The organism is Microbacterium sp. BWR-S6Y, from assembly GCF_041379845.1.
GTDB classification, from domain to species: Bacteria; Actinomycetota; Actinomycetes; order Actinomycetales; family Microbacteriaceae; genus Microbacterium; species Microbacterium hydrothermale.
Genome location: NZ_JBFECV010000001.1, coordinates 49126 through 66054 on the forward strand (window position 1 = coordinate 49126; position 16929 = coordinate 66054).

Here is a 16929-nt window from a genome sequence, read left to right on the forward strand (position 1 = left end):
CGTCCCGACGAATCCGGAGCATCCATGTCGGTCACCCCACCCGTCGCGCCCCCGGGCGCCGCCCCCACCGCCCCCGCACCCCTGCCGGCACACCGCCGCGAGTCGCACGCCCGCGCGTGGCGGGGCGTCGGCGTCGGCTTCCTCGTGAAGCTCGCGATCATGGCGATCGTCAACGCCTTCGGCATCCTGACGATCCTCACCGCCGTCGGTGCGGACTCGTGGCTGCTGGCCACGATCACGGCCGTCCTGCTCGTCGCCGCCGACGTCGTCTACTTCACGCGTCGCGCCCTGCCGCTGAAGTACCTGCTGCCCGGGCTGATCTTCCTCTTCGCGTTCCAGGTCTTCATCTTCGGCTACACCGCCTATATCGCCTTCACCAACTACGGCACCGGTCACGCCGGCTCGCAGTCGCAGGCGGTGGATGCCACCCTCATCCAGGGCGAGCGCCGGGTCGACGACTCGCCCAGCTACCCCATGGTCGTGGTCGAGCGCCTCGGCCAGTACGGCCTCGCCATCGCCGACGACGACGTCGTGCGCGTGGGAACCCCCGACGAACCGCTCACCACCGTCGACGGCGCCGTCGGACGCAATGGAGCGCCGACCGAGGTCGCGGGGTGGACCGTGGTCCCCCGCGCCGAGCTGCTCACCGATCCCGAGCTGCAGAGCACGGCCGCCGCGCTGCGGGTCCCCCTGTCGGACGACCCCAACGACGGGGCCCTGCGCACGCGCGACGGGTCGACCGCGACCGTGTACACCTCGACCCTCGTCTGGGACGAGAACGCCCAGACCATCACCGACACCTCGACCGGCACGGTCTACGCCGCGACCGACCGGGGCACCTTCACATCGGCGGACGGGCAGAGCCTGCCGACGGGGTGGTACGTCAACGTCGGGTTAGAGAACTTCCTGCGCGTCTTCACCGACGGCGCCCTGCTACAACCGTTGCTGTCGGTCACGGGGTGGACCTTCGCGTTCGCGATCCTGTCGGTCGTGGTCAGCTTCGGCCTCGGGCTGCTTTTCGCGCTGATCTTCAACGACCCGCGGGTGCGGGCGCGCAAGTTCCTGCGGACCCTGTTCATCCTCCCGTACGCGTTCCCCGCGTTCATGTCGGCGCTGCTGTTCCGCGGCATGTTCAACTCCGAGTTCGGCGTCATCAACGACGTCTTCTTCTTCGGCCTGCCGATCAACTGGCTCGGCGACCCCGTCCTGGCCAAGCTCGCCGTGCTGTGGGTGAACGTGTGGCTCAGCTACCCGTACTGGTTCCTCGTGTGCACCGGCGCCCTGCAGGCCCTCCCCTCCGACACCCTCGAGGCGGCGCAGCTCGACGGGGCCGGCCGGTGGCGCTCGTTCCGCTCGATCGTGCTGCCCTTGCTCCTGGTCTCGACCGCGCCGCTGGCGATCTCGTCGTTCGCGTTCAGCTTCAACAACTTCACCGTCATCTACATGTTCAACAACGGCGGGCCGGCGATACCCGGAGCGCCCTACGCGCTGGGCTCGACCGACATCCTCATCTCGGCCATCTACGACATCTCCGGCGTCTCGGGCGGAGCCGCCGACTACGGCCTCGCGAGCGCCCTGTCGATCGTCGTGTTCGTCGTCGTCGGCGCCATCTCGGCGCTGGCCTTCCGTCAGACCCGCAAGCTGGAGGAGTTCGCATGACCGTCACCGCACGCGGCACCGGGCGCGACGCCGCTCGCGCCACCCCCGCGAAGAAGCGCCGGTGGCTCGCCGAGGTCGGCTGGAAGTACCCCGTCGCCGCTCTCGTGGCCTTCTACGCACTGTTCCCCCTCGTCTACGTCGTGTCGGCCTCGCTGAACCCGCGCGGCAGCCTCGCGTCGTCGAGCGCCCTCTTCTCGGCGGTCGACTTCTCCAACTACGCCGCCCTCGCGGGCACGAGCTACTGGACGTGGGTCGGCAACACCCTCCTCGTCGGCGGCGTCGCCTCGGTCGGCGCGGTGCTGATGGGAGCCGCGGGGGCCTACGCGTTCTCGCGCTTCCGCTTCTCGGGGCGGCGGGCGAGCCTCACGGGGCTGCTGATCGTGCAGATGTTCCCCCAGGCGCTGGCCTTCGTGGCGATCTTCCTCATGCTGCTGACCATCGGCGAGATCGTCCCCGCGCTCGGCATCAACAGCAAGCTCGCGCTGATCTGCGTCTACCTGGGCGGCGCGCTGGGAGCGAACACCTTCCTCATGTACGGCTTCTTCAACACGATTCCGATCGAGATCGACGAATCCGCCAAGATCGACGGCGCGACCCACGCGCAGATCTTCTGGCGGCTCATCATGCCGCTCGTGACGCCGATCCTCGCGGTCGTGGCCCTGCTCGCCTTCATCGCCGCCTTCGGCGATTACATCCTCGCGCGCATCATCCTCGTCTCCGAGGACAACTGGACGCTCGCCGTCGGCATGTACCAGTGGGTCTCGAATCAGCTCACCTCCCGGTGGGGCCTGTTCGCGGCGGGCTCGGTGCTCGCCTCGATCCCGGTCCTCGCCCTGTTCCTGTCGCTGCAGCGCTACATCGTCGGCGGCCTCACCCAGGGGTCGGTCAAGGGCTGAGCCCCGACCGCCCCGTCCTCGATCGATGGAGATCCGGATGCCGAAACACCCCCGCCCCACGGCCCTCGCGGCCCTGACCCTCGGCGCTGCCCTCGCGGTGGCGCCCCTCACGGCGGCTCAGGCCGTACCCGCTGACGAGCCGATCGAGGCGGGGATCACCGTCCCCCGCGTCGAGAACCTGGCATCCGACTTCGCCCTCGGTGTCGACGTATCGTCGGTGCTGTCGCTCGAGGAGTCGGGAGTGGTCTTCCGCGACGACGACGGCACCCCGGCCGACCTGTTCGCCGTGCTCGCCGACCACGGCGTGACCGACGTGCGCGTGCGGGTGTGGAACGACCCGTTCGACGCTGCGGGCCGCGGGTACGGCGGCGGCAACGTCGGTGTGGACCGGGCCGTCGAGATCGGCGAGCGCGCGACCGCCGCGGGTCTCGGCGTCGCCGTCGATTTCCACTACTCCGACTTCTGGGCCGACCCCGCCAAGCAGAAGGCCCCGAAGGCGTGGGCCGGGATGGATGCCACCGAGACCGCCGCCGCGGTCGAGGACTTCACGCGCGATGCACTGTCGGCCTTCGTCGCCGCGGGCGTCGACGTGCAGCTCGTGCAGGTGGGCAACGAAACCAACGGCGGGGTGGCCGGGGTGACCGGCTGGCCCGACATGGCGAGGGTGTTCTCGGCGGGAGCCGCCGCCGTTCGCGAGATCGCGCCCGACGCCCTCGTGGCCGTGCACGTCACGAACCCCGAGCGCCCCGGCCACTACGCGGCGTACGCCGCGGAGCTGGCGGCGAACGACGTCGACTACGACGTCTTCGCCTCGTCGTACTACCCGTTCTGGCACGGCACGACCGAGAACCTCACCGCGGTGCTGCGCCAGGTCGCCGACACCTACGACAAGAAGGTCATGGTCGCCGAGACGTCGTGGGTGCGCACTCTCGACGACGCCGACGGTCACCCCGACGTGATCGACACGGCCTCCGAGGCCGAGGCCTACCCGGTGAGCGTGCAGGGTCAGGCCACGGCGCTGCACGACGTCGTCCAGGCCGTCGCCGACGTGGGCGACGCCGGTATCGGCGCCTACTACTGGGAGCCCGCGTGGCTGCCCGTCGGCTCGCCCGACCAGCTGGCGCAGAACCGCGTGCTGTGGGAGCGCGACGGCTCGGGCTGGGCGACGAGCTTCGCGGGCGAGTACGACCCCGAAGACGCCGGGGAGTACTTCGGCGGATCGGCCTGGGACAACCAGTCGCTCTTCGACGTGGACGGCACGCCGCTGGAGTCGTTGCGCACCTTCGCCTACGTCCGCACCGGCGCCGTGGCGCCCCGCGAGGTGACCGGCGTCGACACCGTGCGGCTGTCCGTGACCGTCGGTGACGCGGTCACGCTGCCCGCGCAGGTCACCGTCCGCTTCAGCGACGGGACGAGCGAGCAGCGGCGCGTGACCTGGTCGCCCCTGCCCGATCTCTCGGTGCCGGGCGTCTTCGAGATCGCCGGTACCACCGACACCGGGGCGGCCGCCCTCGCCGTCGTGACCGTCTCGGCGGTCAACCTGCTGACGAACCCCGGCTTCGAGCAGGACGACGTCTCGATGTGGTCGGTCGAGGGCCCCCTGTCGCTGCGGGCGACCGACGACCCGCGCTCCGGGGAACGCTCCGCGCACTTCTTCGCCGCCGCCGCCGCGACCCTCTCGCTCGCGCAGCGGGTCGAGGGCCTGCCCGCCGGCCGTTACGTCGCGGCGGGGGCTCTGCAGGGCGGCGCGTTCGGCGACGGCTCGGCGACCCTCTCGCTGACCTCGAACGACGACAGCGCCACGGCCCCGTTCACCGCGGCCGGCTGGCGCGTGTGGTCGGAGCCGCGCACGGCGGAGATCGAGATCGCCGAGGGCGAGGCCCTGACGGTTCGCGTGGATGCCGACCTCCCCGCCGGAGCGTGGGGCACCATCGACGACCTCGTGCTCGAGCGCGTCGGCGACCCCATCCCCGCCCCGGGGGACCCCGGAGAGCCGACGCCCGGTGAGCCGACGCCCGGGGAGCCGACGCCCGGAGAGCCCACCCCGGCTCCGACGCCCGCACCGACGGAGCCCGCGCCCACTCCCCTGCCGAGCGGTCCGGCACCCGCTCCCGCCGCGCCGAGCGCCGCGACCGCCCCGGGCTCGGCGGCGGGACCGGGGCTCGCCGAGACCGGAACGAGCGTTCCGCTCGGTCTGCTCGCCGCGGGCGTGCTCGCGCTCGCGACCGGCGCCGTGCTGCGGCGACGTCGCCGCCGCTCCTGAGGGGCCGCTCGGGTGAGGGGTCGGACGACGTCGCCGCGCTGCGCACGCGGCGATGCGCCCCGGCCCCTCACACCGGCGGCACGCTCAGCGCTTGACCGCGAGTGCCGCCTGGTAGAGCTCGCGCGACGAGTGCCCGGTCTGAGAAGACACCTCGGCGGCGGCCTCCTTCAGCCGCGTCCCGCTGCGCACGAGTTCGAGGGTCTGGGTCACGGCATCCGGGAACGCCACCTCGCGCGCCGACGCACCGCCCACCACGATCGCGATCTCCCCGCGCACGCCCTCGGCCGCCCAGGCCGCGAGATCGGCGAGCGTTCCGCGTCTGACCTCTTCGTAGAGCTTCGTCAACTCGCGGCAGACCGCGGCGGGACGGTCGGCGCCGAAGGCCGCGGCGAGGTCGTCGAGAGTGGATGCCAGCCTCGACGGCGACTCGAAGAACACGAGGGTCCGCTCCTCCGAGGCGAGCTGCGCGAAAGCCTTGCGACGCTCGCCGGGCTTCCGACGGGGGAAGCCCTCGAAGGCGAACCGGTCCGTGGGGAGACCCGCGACGGCCAGCGCCGTCACGACCGCGCTCGGCCCGGGGATCGCGGTGACCGTGACCCCCGCGGCGGCCGCTGCGGCGACGAGCCCGAAGCCGGGGTCGCTGACGGTCGGCATCCCGGCGTCGCTCAACACGAGCAGGTCGTCCTCGCGGGCGAGCTCGACGAGTTCGGCCGCCCGGTCCTTCTCGTTGTGGTCGTGCAGGGCGATCAGGCGCGGGCGGTTCTCGACGCCGAGACCCGCGAGCAGGCGCTGCGTCGTGCGGGTGTCTTCGGCGGCGACCACCGTGGCGTTCTCGAGGGCCTCGATCAGACGCTTCGAGGCGTCGCCCAGGTTGCCGATGGGGGTCGCCGCGAGGATGATCACCGTTCCACCTTAGGCTGGGGGCCGTGACCACCGCCGTCCCTCCGTTGCTCCCCGCCGCCGAGCGGACGCGACTCGATCGCTGGCGCGACGCGCTGCTCGCGACCCCGCGGGGCATGCGGTTGTGGCGCTGGCTCGCTCCGACCCTCGTCACCCTCCTCGCCGCGGTGCTCCGTCTCATCGACATCGGAAATCCGCACCAGCTGGTCTTCGACGAGACCTACTACGTCAAAGACGCGTGGAGCCAGTGGGTGCTCGGCTTCCCCTCCACGTGGCCCGATGGCGCCGACGCGAGCTTCGCAGCGGGCGACACCGACGTGTTCACCGGCATCGGCAGCTACGTCGTGCATCCCCCGCTCGGTCGCATCCTCATCGGGGCGGGCATGGCCCTTCTGGGACCCGACTCCGCCACCGGCTGGCGCATCTCGGCCGCCGTCTTCGGCACGCTGACCGTGCTGGTGATCTACCTCTTCGCGCGCACGCTCACGGGTTCCCTCCCGTTGGCCACCGTGGCATCCGGACTCTTCGCGATCGACGGCCTCGGGATCGTGCTCAGCCGCATCGCGCTGCTCGACATCTTCTTGACGTTCTTCGTCGTGCTGACGTTCTGGTTCGTCGCCCTCGACCACCGGCGCTCGGGCGAGCGGCTCGCGGCCCTCGTCGCCGCGCGCGGGGGCGAGCCCCCGATGTGGGGACCGATCCTGTGGAACCGCCCGTGGCTGCTCGCCGCCGGCGCCGCCGCGGGAGCCGCCACCGCCGTGAAGTGGTCGGGACTGTACGTGATCGCCGCCGTCGGCATCTACGCCGTCGTCTCCGACGCCCTCGCGCGTCGCCGGGCGGGCGTGGGCCAGTGGCCGATGGATGCCGTACGCCAGGGCCTCGTGTCGTTCGTGCTGCTCGTGCCGGTCGCCGTCGTCGTGTACGTGTCGAGCTGGTCGGGCTGGCTGTTCACGAACGGCGGGTGGATGCGCGGCACCCCGGTCGCCGCGACGGGCATCTGGGGGTGGGTGCCCGAGCCGCTCCGACAGCTGTGGGCCTACCACCAGGAGATGTACACCTTCCACGTCGGGCTCGTCACCCCGCACAGCTACGCGAGCCCCGCGTGGCAGTGGCCGCTGCTCATCCGTCCCACCTCGATGTACTGGCACCAGGACGACGCGGGCGTCAACGGCTGCACGCTTCCCACGGGATGCACCGAGGCGATCTCGAGCATCGCGAACCCGATCATCTGGTGGGCGGGGGTCGCGGCATCCTTCTTCCTGCTCGTGCGCTTCGTCATGGTCCGCGACTGGCGGTACGCCCTCGTTCTGACGGGCCTCGCGGCGACCTACGTGCCGTGGCTGCTGTACCCCGAGCGCACGATCTTCCAGTTCTACACCGTCGCGATGCTGCCCTTCCTCGTGCTCGCGCTGGCTTTCGCGCTGCGAGAGATCGCGCGGGGGGTGAGAGGCGGCTCGCGCGCCGGTGGGCAGATCGTCGTGCTGGCCTTCCTCGCGCTGTGCGTCGTCGTCTCGGCGTTCTGGTACCCCGTCTGGGCGGGACTTCCCGTGCCGTACGAGTTCTGGCGCCTGCACAACTGGCTGCCCACCTGGATCTGACCGGATCGGGACGGATGCCGAGGGGGCGAGCGTGACACGAGGCGACGACTGGCTGCACGACCCGCGGCCGGTGCAGCGGGTCAGGCTGTTCTCCGACGCCCCGGTCGATCGCGACGCGTGGCCTGCGACCGTCCCCGCGGTGGCGCAGTTCCTCGACGTCGCCGCCGGAGACGGATGGGAGTTCGGCCCCGGCGTGACCTTTCTCGTCGGGGAGAACGGGTCGGGCAAATCGACGCTCATCGAGGGCATCGCGGAGGCCGCGGGACTGCCCGCCGAGGGCGGATCGACCAACGGCGGCGGCGAGACCCGTCGCACCGAGAGCCCGCTGAGCGACTGGTTGCGCATCGAGCGCAGCCCCCGCGCTCCGCGCTGGGGGTTCTTCCTGCGCGCCGAGACCATGCACGGCTACTACTCGTGGCGGGAGGACCTGCGCGACGGCGCCCGCGATCTGCACGCGATGAGCCACGGCGAGTCGTTCAACAGCCTGCTCGACGAGGCCCTCGACCACGAACGCTACGTCGCGGGGCTGGCCTGCCTCGACGAACCCGAGGCCGCCCTGTCGTTCTCATCGACCCTGCGCTGGTTGGCCTCGCTCGATCGCATGCGCTCCCGCGGCACCCAGGTGATCTGCGCGACCCACTCCCCCGTGCTCGCCGCTCTGCCGGGAGCGACGATCCTCGAGCTGGGCGAGTGGGGCATCCGCGAGAGCACGTGGGACGACCTGGAGCTGGTGCGCTTGCAGCGGGGGTTCCTGGAGGCGCCGAGGAGGTTCCTGCGGCACCTCCTGGAGTGACGCTGCGGGCTCCGACAGGGGGGCGGGTGGCGATGGAGGGTGCGACGGGGCGAGGTTCCTCGAGGAGGCCGCGGGATTTTCAGACGTCCGCTCGGTTTGTGCGAGAGCCGCGGAGGAGTGTGTTCCGGAGCGGCTCAGTCGACGAGCATCTTCATCGACGGGCGCGGGCCACCAGAAGACGGTCGACAGCGACCTCCTCCGATTTCTGAGGTCGCACCAGAGCCTCCTGCGCAGAAGCGGCGAAGGAACATACTGCGCTCTCGCTGCAGACGCGCGTGTCGGAGACGCGTCTCCACCCCGCGCGACTTGATCTGGCCATCCACCGTGGATTGCGGCTTCGTCATCGCTTCGCCGGATTCGGCGGAGGACGACGTGTGATCCGCCTTCGACGATTGAGACCGGCGAAGTGCGTCGAGAACTTCCGGCGACGGGGAACTGCCGCGCCACGTCGCCACGGCATCGCCGACAGGCGGGCGAACGATCGGCTCCACCGAGGGCGGCGCCGGCGACACCACTGCGTCGGGAATGTCGAAAGACCCCTCCGGTATCTGAGGGGGCGTGAACGGTTCGTTTCCCGGGGCGACGTCGGGAGCGTTGTCGTCCGAGACCGAGGACTCCGTCGGCGTCGTCGGTGCCGTCTCAGCGTGCGCGACCTCGGCCGGGAGCGCGAGCGTGAGCAGAAGCGCGCACGACGACATCACCGTCACGATGGTGGAACGGAGTTCGGATGCCACAGGTACCTCCCGGAATGCCTGCGTCGCGGGTGACGTGGCGTGCGTACGGACGGTCCGAGTGTGGCTCATCTAACCGCTGGACGTTTGCCGCCGACCGGACGCAAACGCCGCAGTCGGCTGTCAAGTTCGTCCCGCGATTCACCCGGCGAGGGGAGAGACGGTCCTCGTCGACACGGAGGACGATTTCGGATACCCGACACGTCGGGTTTCAGGCGAACAGCCTTGAGATCGGTGGCCGCAAGGAACCTGACTGATTCTCCATTCAGCTTCGCGACCGCTCTGCTTCAGCAATCCCTGACAAACATGCTCCTGCATCAACGTGGAAAGACCTGCCATCATCACGCCATTGATCGAGATTCTCAGGGGAACTGAGGAGACAGGTCTGACACTTCACAAAGAAGACTTCCGCGATACCCGCCGTCTCGGCCGAAATAGCAAATCTACGGTCACGCATCCGGTACACACCAAGACTGCGTCGGAGACATCTCTCAAGATGTCATCGTACGACATGAGACGGCTTCCAAGAAGGAGCGGTATCAGACCGCAAGCTGCCGTGGATTTTCCGTGCGCGGTGGCAATCGGGGCGCATGTGCGCCTGCGTCCTCGTCGAAAATAGAGAGATCGAACGTGATCCGACGTCGGTCACGAGGGGATCTTGAGCAGCGATGGCGCGTGTGGGGTCAAGTCCTTCGCTGTCTCGACATCGCACCGCCGCGGTCGAAGCGATCAGTGCCCCGACCGCACGCGGACCTTCATTCAAGAGTCTTCAGAACCGCCCACCTGAGGAGTAATTGCGCTTCGGATTTCGCAGGCGCCATCCGGATCTCAGCTCATCCTTCCCCTGAGTTCCTCCAGCTGCAACCAAGCTCGGCTTTCGCCAGCTTTCAAAGCTAGCTCAAGGGCCCTCTCCGCTCGCCGAAAGTCTCCGTCCTCCAGAAACGCATCAGCCAGCTGCCAGTTGCATTTCTCGTCGAGCGCCGCGGCCTGCAGAAGGTATTTCTTTGCGAGTTCGATGTTTCCCTCGCCTAACTCGAGGGTCCCGACGTTCACCAAGGCATCTACATCGTCTTCGTGCGCCCGCAGGACTGACAAATAGTCCGCGCGAGCCTTGTCGAATTCGCCGACCATCTCCCAGCATAGACCCCGATTTAGAAGCGCGTCGTCGACTTCGTCAACCGAAAGACCATATGCCTCAATAGCACCGAGGTAGTCGCCGGAAGCGTAGAGAATCTGGCCGAGATTGAAGTATGTGGAAGCGTCCGCACCGTCGAGCTCGACAGCAGAACGCATGAGCCTTTCGGCCACGGAGTAGTTGCCGCTCTCGTACTCAAGCCTCGCCCTCTCCTCCAGAGACGTGAGCGCAACGCTTGCTGGCTCGGGCCGCCGACCCCGTTCCCGGTCTTCCATATGAAAATCCATTTTCTCTATCGCTGGTTCCAATTCGGTCGCTGACGCTTTTTGTCCGTGTAGCGCTGCCCTTTGCGAGCCTGTCCCTTCTGATGCTTATTGAGCGACGATGGCCTGGCATTCTTCGCATGTTCTTTCGACTCCGAGTTTTCGCGCCTACGCGCGAACAGGGTACCTATCCCGCGCTGAAAGTTCGGCGTCGAAGCGATCGAAACCAGGATGACCACGACAACCACAGCCGCGAGCGCCGCCCACCCCCACGGTCCGAACGCAAGTAGCGGCGCGGCCGCGGCAAGGGCGAAATTTCCACTCAGGTCGTTCTTCCCAATCGGATCCGTCGGCCAGACGTAGTCGTTATCGACCCCGCCCTCGACCGGGTCCACCTGCAAGAACCGGCCCAACGCCGGCACATACAACCGAGCACCCATCTCGACCAACAGGGTCGCCTCGGTCGTATCGACGAGCTTCTGCGCCCCCTGATGCCACCCAGAAGTACCGCTCACCGCCCCCGACCCGTCGGCCGCGGCCGTTCCGATCGCCAGCGTCACCGGATCCACGGGCTGACCGAACGGATCGAACAGCTGAACCCCCGACGCCGCTGAACCGTCCCCCGTCGTGAGCGTGTGCCCCTGCAACGACGGATACGACCACACCACCGCACCCGAGACAGGCACATCGACCGTCACCCCACCCGGCAACGACAAGAACACCGTCACCCCGGCATCCCCCGACACCACCGCCCACGGAGAATCACCCGCCCCGGCATACACATACCGCGACGTCACCGCCGGAGCATCACCCGCCGGATCCACCGTCCGCGACACCACACGACCCGAACCATCCCGCACCACCGACACCAATGAGCCCGCATACGTCCGCGTCCCGACATGACGGTTCTCCGCGTCGAACGACAACAACAGATTCGACAAGCGCGTCGTATTGCCCCGCACGTCGTACGAGATCTCATCCGTGTTGAACCCGTCCACGATCTGCGACGCACCCGGCACCGGGTTCGACACGTAACTCGCCAGCACACGATCCGCCGCGTCATAGCAGTACTGCGTCGTCGTGACCCAGGGCGATGACGCCCCCGGCGCCGAGTAAGCGTCCACGAATCGCGTGCGATTCCCCGACGCTCCCGCGGCCGCACTCGGACCGCACCCGCCGGACGATGCGAACTCATACGTCAGCTCGTGGCCCGGGATCTTCGCCGACACCAGACGACCCGCTGCGTCATATCCGTATGTCGAGTCGAAAGACCGCCCATCCCGCGAGATGCTCTCGCGGACGATCCGACCCGCCGCCGACCGGGACACCTCATCGATGATCGACGGTGACGAGGGGAACGACCAGGTCTGCGACCCGATCGTCCCGCGTCGGTCATCCCAGGACACCCCCAGTGCCGAGCCGCCGAGGTACGACACCTGCGCGATCCGCTGCTTCGCATCGAACGACGACGCCGCGTACTGCTGCCCGTTGAAGGTGACCGTGGTCGTCTTGCCGTCACGGTCGTAGGCGAAAGCCGTCGTCGACGACGGGACGCCCGGGCCGGCCGTCGTCACGCGCAGGACCCGACCGGTCAAGGGCTGGTACTCGGGAGTCGTCACGACGCCCCACACGTCGGTGTACGACACCACGCGACCCAGAAGATCCGTCTTCGTCGTGGTCGCCGACGTACTCGACCCGGGCACCGGCGACCCGACCACCGTCACGGTCAGACCAGAAGAGGTCGACGTGTACGAGGTCGTGACCGTGTCGGTCGCGACCCCCGCGCCACCCACCGAGACCTCCTTCACCGTGCGACCCCGAGCGTCGACCGTCGTGCACGACCACCCCGTGTCCCCCGTCACGCGCGTTCCCGCCGTGCGCCCCATCACGTCGTAGACGTACGACGTGACGATCGCCGGACCGCTCGCCGGGGTCGGTCCGGTCGACGACTTCACCATCCCGAACTGACGGGTGCCCGCGGGCACGCCGCACGTGTCTTCGGCGAGTTGCTCGGAGTCGCCGAAGTACGCGCGCGTCGTGCTGTTGGCATCCGTGATCGATCCGGATGCCGCGGCCGCGGGCAGCGCCTTGGACTTCTGCCGCAGCCAGCCCGAGCCGTTCGCCGTCTCCCAGGTCGCGGTGCTCTTCAGCCCCAGACCGCCCGGGTCGACCGTCACCGCGGAGACCTGGCCGACGATGGGGTCTTGATACGTCTTCTCGGTGACCATCGAGGGCGCCGCGGCACCCGCGACCGACGTGGAGTCCTCCACGGTTGACGTCGTCACGAGACCGTAGTCGGGACGCAGACGACTCCCGGGAACGACCTCGAACGCGCTCGCCCCCGGCGGCTTCCACTGCAGGTCGACGCGAGCTCCGCCTCCGTTCTCGTAGTACTCGACACGGACGCGCCGGACCTCGCCCTGACCGACCTGGAACGACGGGCTCTCGGCGGGGATCTGCCCCTGATCGACCCACCGATCGACCATGAGCACGTCATCCAGCCACACACGCGTCCCGTCATCGCTCACCGTGCGCAACTGATACGTCCCGGCTTGAGCGAAGGTGATCAGACCCGTGGCCCGGAGGGAGAAGTTGTCCGCCGAAACGGTGCCGGGGAGAGGCGACCCCAGGCCCCAGTCCTTCTCGAACGCACCGTCCGCGCCGCCCACCCCGAGTGCATACGCATCGGGCTTACCCGCGAGCTTCTTCGTGTTGGAGTAGTACGCCACCTGCAATCCGCGGAGCCCCTGGTCGTACACGGTGGTCGCCCGCGCGGGCGAGACCCCGCACCCGGGAACGCTCTGCGCGTCGGCCACCGGACGACGGTCGGCGCCGAAGCACGCGGCCGGCGCTGCGGAGTACGTCTCGACCGGGCGGTCCAGGGCGTCGTACACCCGCGTCGACGCCAGCCCGCCGGCATCCGTCGTCGAGAGGACGAGATCTTTCGTCGGATGCCACCGCTGCGAGGTGGTCACCCCCATCGCGCTGGTCGTCGATGTCGTCCGCCACGCCCCGTCGTAGGTGACCGTCTGCGACACCCCCTCGAGACCGGCGACGGCGACCTTGGTCGCGCCCTCCCCGTAGGTATAGGTGTGTGACGGACGATCTGTTCGCGTCCTCCCGTCGGGAGCGGGGAGCGTAATCGACTTCGCACGTCCGGCGTCGTAGGCGATGAGCGTGGAGGCGGGGTCGTCGCCATCGGCCGCCGGAACCGGGATGCTGTCGTTGGCCGTGGCATCCCGGATCTGGCTCAGCAGACCGCCCGCACTGTCATAGCCGAAGAGGGTGAGCTCGTCGCCGGGATCGAGGATCGCCGCGAGTTGTCCGTTCAGGTTGTAGAAGAGGTGCGATTGCGAGCCGTCGGGGTACGAGATGCGGCACAGCATGTCGACCGGGGCCTTGGCGTACCCCGCGCCGGATCGCTCCGGGCACGACGAGCGGTCACCGCTCTGGTAACCGAAGACCACTCTGCGCAGATACTGATCCCCGCTCTTGGACACCGGGTCGACCACCTCGGTGGTGACCCCGTTCGCATTCAGAACGCCCTGTGGCGCCGCGGCCTTGCGCACGTCCTCCGGTGGCGTCGCCGAGGCGACCCGTCCTTCTTTCGTGAAGTGGTAGACCGTGCCGTCTTCGTCGGTGAAGACGACCCATCCATTGCCGTCGAGGGAGAGGACGCCGTACTCACCGGATGGAGCGGTGTAACCACCCGCGGAGGCCCTCGTGTACGTGTGGGCTTTGCCCGTCGTGTCCGTGAGGACGACGGACGCGTCGCTGACCTGCGCCGAGACCCATGCCGCCGCGGCGCCTGCGAGCGGCACCGAGGCCCCCCACCCCTGCGGCAGCGTCGTGACGCGTTTGGTGAACCAATCCGGCGGAACGTTCACGCGCACGGGCGCCGACGCACCATCGGGCGTGTATTCGATCCAGAGGTCGACGTGCGCGTCGCCGGTCTCTTCGTAATATTCCACCTGAATGGGCTTGGCTCCGCCCTCGGCCCTCGTCGATGTATCGCCCGGCGTGACCCAAGACCCGCCCTGCCACTTCTCCAGGACTTTCCGACCGTCGTACGTCACGCGGATGCCATCGTCATGCGTCGCGCCGAACCGCACATCGCGTCCCGTGATCTCGGACGGGAGGGCGAGGAAACCCGTCCAACGGACCAGCCAATGGTTTACCGGTAGCGCCTCACCGGGGGCGGCGAGACCCCACTGGAACGAGACCGCGGGATCGGTGCGGACGAGGACCGGGGTCTTCCCCTCGAACGTGTACCCGCTCGGGGCGGTCGGTTCGACACCGGCAATCCGAGCATCGAAGTACTCCCCCACCAAGCCGCGGTTCGACCCCGGGACCTCCTGCGAGTTGTACGTGAACGACATCCCCATCGCGCCGCCCAAGGTCGTGACGGTAGGCGAGGCGAACGAGACGTTGACGTTGCCGTTCGCCAGGTTCGTCGTCACCGCGCCGGCGGTGTCGTAGGGCGACGGTCCTGAGGCGCCGAGGCGGAGATCGGCGCGGATGCGACGGACCCACCCGTTGTCGCAGCGCGTATCGCTGCCGTCATTCGTCGTGACCGTCCACGAGTACACCCCGCCGTCCTGCAGGGTTCCCGCCGGCACCGTCCATGAGGCGACGCCGTTCTCGGCGCGGACCCACCCGGACGTCACGACGGCGCCCGATCGCGCGTCCTGACCGGTGGCGATTTTGAACTGGTAGCTCATGGAACCGCCGACGCTGTCGGTGTCGGAGACGGCGCCGACGCGAAGGGTCGGAGTCAGGGTCGTCACGGTGGCCGGCGTCTCGGTGACAGGGCTACCCGGCGACGCCGTCGTGGCATCCGGGAGCGGCACTTCGTTGGTGCGGAAGCTATATACGGGAGACTGGCGGTAGGTCGACTGTCCCCACAGGCCGTTCAGATCGTCGACGAGCGACACGCGCCAGTAGTACGAAGTTCCGGTGCGCAGAAGGCCGGGAGGGATCTGGAACTGCGTTCCGCTCTCCCAGCCGCGCGTGACGACCATGTTCGTCATCCCCGGGTCGGTGGCCAATTCGAATGCGTACTGCTGTGGTCGGTTACCCGGATTCGAGGCCCGCAGACCCAGGGTGGGCGTCAGTGACACTCCCGTTCCTCCGTCGGCCGGCCCCCAGCCTCCGACCGAGGGATACCCCCACGACTCGACCCACAGCGCAGACTGCACCCGCTTCATCGAGTACGACGAGCCCTCCCAGCCGCCGATCATGAACGCGGGGCGATCACCGATGCGCAGGTTGTTCGCGAGCCTCGAGGTGATGCCGTCACCCTCCACGTCGGACCACCCGCCGGAGAGGTTGAAATACCCGAGGTGAGAGCCCATCCCGTTGTAGGAGAAGGCGCTGGCGTGCTGCACCCAGCCCTGCTGCCACGAGGTGGTGCCCTGACCGTCATAGCCGACCCCCATCCCGGCGGCGGCGATGAATTGTCCGGGAAGGTTGCCGTAGTCGTAGGAGACGACCGATCGCCAGTATCTGTTGCGCGATCCCTCACGGGTGTTCCCGATCATCTGGGCGCCACGCCATACGGTGCCGTCGGACTTGTACGCGGTGGCGCCATTCGGATTCATGACGGTCGGGTCGATGCGCACCGGGTACACCCGCGCGGGATCGCGCAACCACTTCGGGTCGGCGCGCAACGTGTAGCGCCACGAGCCATCGCCCGCTCTGCCCAAAGAGACCCGCAAAGCGACCTGGGCGTCACTGCTCTCCCCGTCGATTCCGCTGGAATCGGTGGCGATCGGGGTGGGGATCATGAGGACCTCTGCGCCCGACGCGTCGGTGAAGACGACCGAATCCGCCTCGCCGAGGGTCGGGGTGAGCGAGCCGGCGTCGATACGCCACGTCCACGCCGAACGGTGGGCGGGGGCGGCATCCAGAACCAGACTCTCTTTCACCCCACCCGGCTCGACGCGATACTCCAGGTCAGCTGTGCCCGACACGTCGCGGTAGGTCAGCTCCTCCCAGTCGTCCCACCACCAGAAGGGCGCGACGACGTCTCCCGCCTGAGCTCCGAGGAGTTCGAACGAGACATCGTGACCTTCTCGCGAGACGGTCACCGCCGGGGTGTCGTCTGCTCCTCCGCGGAAGACCGGATCGAGGGGGTGGTTCTTCACCCTCCATCCGTCCCCATCGCGAGAGACGGCGGTGTTCACGTCGACCCACTCGCCGTCCTCCGCCTGCGCTCGTTCCGGTTGCGACGAGATGCGCGTCACGGTCGAACCGGAGTCGCTCGTGAAGCGGGTGCTGTCTTCCGACTCGTCGGTCAGACGCAGTCCGGACGTCGGGACGGACCGCTTCTCCCACTCCGCGACCGCGTCGGAGATCGGCGGACGCTCGACGGCCGCGGGAGCCTCCGCGGGTTCGATGACATCGGGGGTATCGGGTATGTCGAACGACCCCGACGGGAGATCGGGGTCATCGGCCGTCTCGTCGACGGAGGGCAGTGCCGGGGCGTCGTCCGGACGCACATCGACGGGTGGGGTCTGCACACGGGTCACGGCCGTCGCGGCATCGAGGGGAACGCCCACTCCCACGACGAGCGCCACTGCGGTGACCAGGGACGCGAACCACAGACGAGAAGAGAGCAACATGCCACCCCCGGAGGGCCGCCGGCGTGGCGGTCGACGACGCCCGAGGATTCAGGCTGCGCCGAGGTTAG

At 68.8% G+C, this 16929-nt stretch carries 9 protein-coding genes; 5 read left to right on the forward strand and 4 right to left on the reverse strand.

Annotation, left to right across the window (positions count from 1 at the left end; genetic code table 11):
- The first annotated feature begins 24 nt into the window (after positions 1–24).
- The 3 genes from AB1K56_RS00225 to AB1K56_RS00235 are packed head-to-tail and all read left to right on the forward strand — an operon-like array spanning position 25 to position 4818.
- Positions 25–1659: an ABC transporter permease subunit gene (locus AB1K56_RS00225; RefSeq protein ID WP_371204046.1), complete on the forward strand. Its 1635-nt coding sequence runs from the start codon at positions 25–27 to the stop codon at positions 1657–1659.
- A complete protein-coding gene (locus AB1K56_RS00230) occupies positions 1656–2555 on the forward strand; it encodes a sugar ABC transporter permease (RefSeq protein ID WP_371204047.1) in 900 nt (299 codons plus the stop codon). Before AB1K56_RS00225 ends, AB1K56_RS00230 begins: the two co-directional genes overlap by 4 nt.
- A 37-nt stretch (positions 2556–2592) precedes the next feature.
- Positions 2593–4818, forward strand: coding sequence for a glycosyl hydrolase 53 family protein (locus tag AB1K56_RS00235; RefSeq protein ID WP_371204048.1), 2226 nt, complete (start codon positions 2593–2595; stop codon positions 4816–4818).
- Positions 4819–4902: 84 nt separating this feature from the next.
- On the opposite strand, the gene rsmI is transcribed toward AB1K56_RS00235, so the two are convergent.
- Entirely contained in the window at positions 4903–5721 is an 819-nt protein-coding gene (gene rsmI, locus AB1K56_RS00240) for a 16S rRNA (cytidine(1402)-2'-O)-methyltransferase (protein WP_264631713.1), read from the reverse strand.
- Between the two features lie 23 nt (positions 5722–5744).
- On the opposite strand from rsmI, the gene AB1K56_RS00245 reads away from it, so the two are divergent.
- Both AB1K56_RS00245 and AB1K56_RS00250 read left to right on the forward strand, forming a co-directional pair.
- Positions 5745–7316, forward strand: a complete 1572-nt coding sequence (locus AB1K56_RS00245; protein WP_371204049.1) for a dolichyl-phosphate-mannose--protein mannosyltransferase — start codon at positions 5745–5747, stop codon at positions 7314–7316.
- 31 nt (positions 7317–7347) lie between these two features.
- Positions 7348–8109: an AAA family ATPase gene (locus tag AB1K56_RS00250; RefSeq protein WP_371204050.1), complete on the forward strand. Its 762-nt coding sequence runs from the start codon at positions 7348–7350 to the stop codon at positions 8107–8109.
- A 134-nt stretch (positions 8110–8243) separates the two neighbouring features.
- On the opposite strand, the gene AB1K56_RS00255 is transcribed toward AB1K56_RS00250, so the two are convergent.
- The 3 genes from AB1K56_RS00255 to AB1K56_RS00265 form a co-directional block, all read right to left on the reverse strand.
- The gene (locus AB1K56_RS00255; protein WP_371204051.1) at positions 8244–8843 is read right to left on the reverse strand and encodes a hypothetical protein; all 600 of its coding nucleotides are present in this window, start codon (positions 8841–8843) and stop codon (positions 8244–8246) included.
- A gap of 825 nt (positions 8844–9668) precedes the next feature.
- Positions 9669–10262 carry a tetratricopeptide repeat protein gene (locus tag AB1K56_RS00260; RefSeq protein ID WP_371204052.1) on the reverse strand — a complete coding sequence of 198 codons (594 nt, stop codon included), beginning with the start codon at positions 10260–10262 and terminating at the stop codon, positions 9669–9671.
- 5 nt (positions 10263–10267) lie between these two features.
- Complete coding sequence (locus tag AB1K56_RS00265; protein WP_371204053.1) at positions 10268–16858, reverse strand: PA14 domain-containing protein; 6591 nt, start codon at positions 16856–16858, stop codon at positions 10268–10270.
- Positions 16859–16929: the final 71 nt, after the last annotated feature.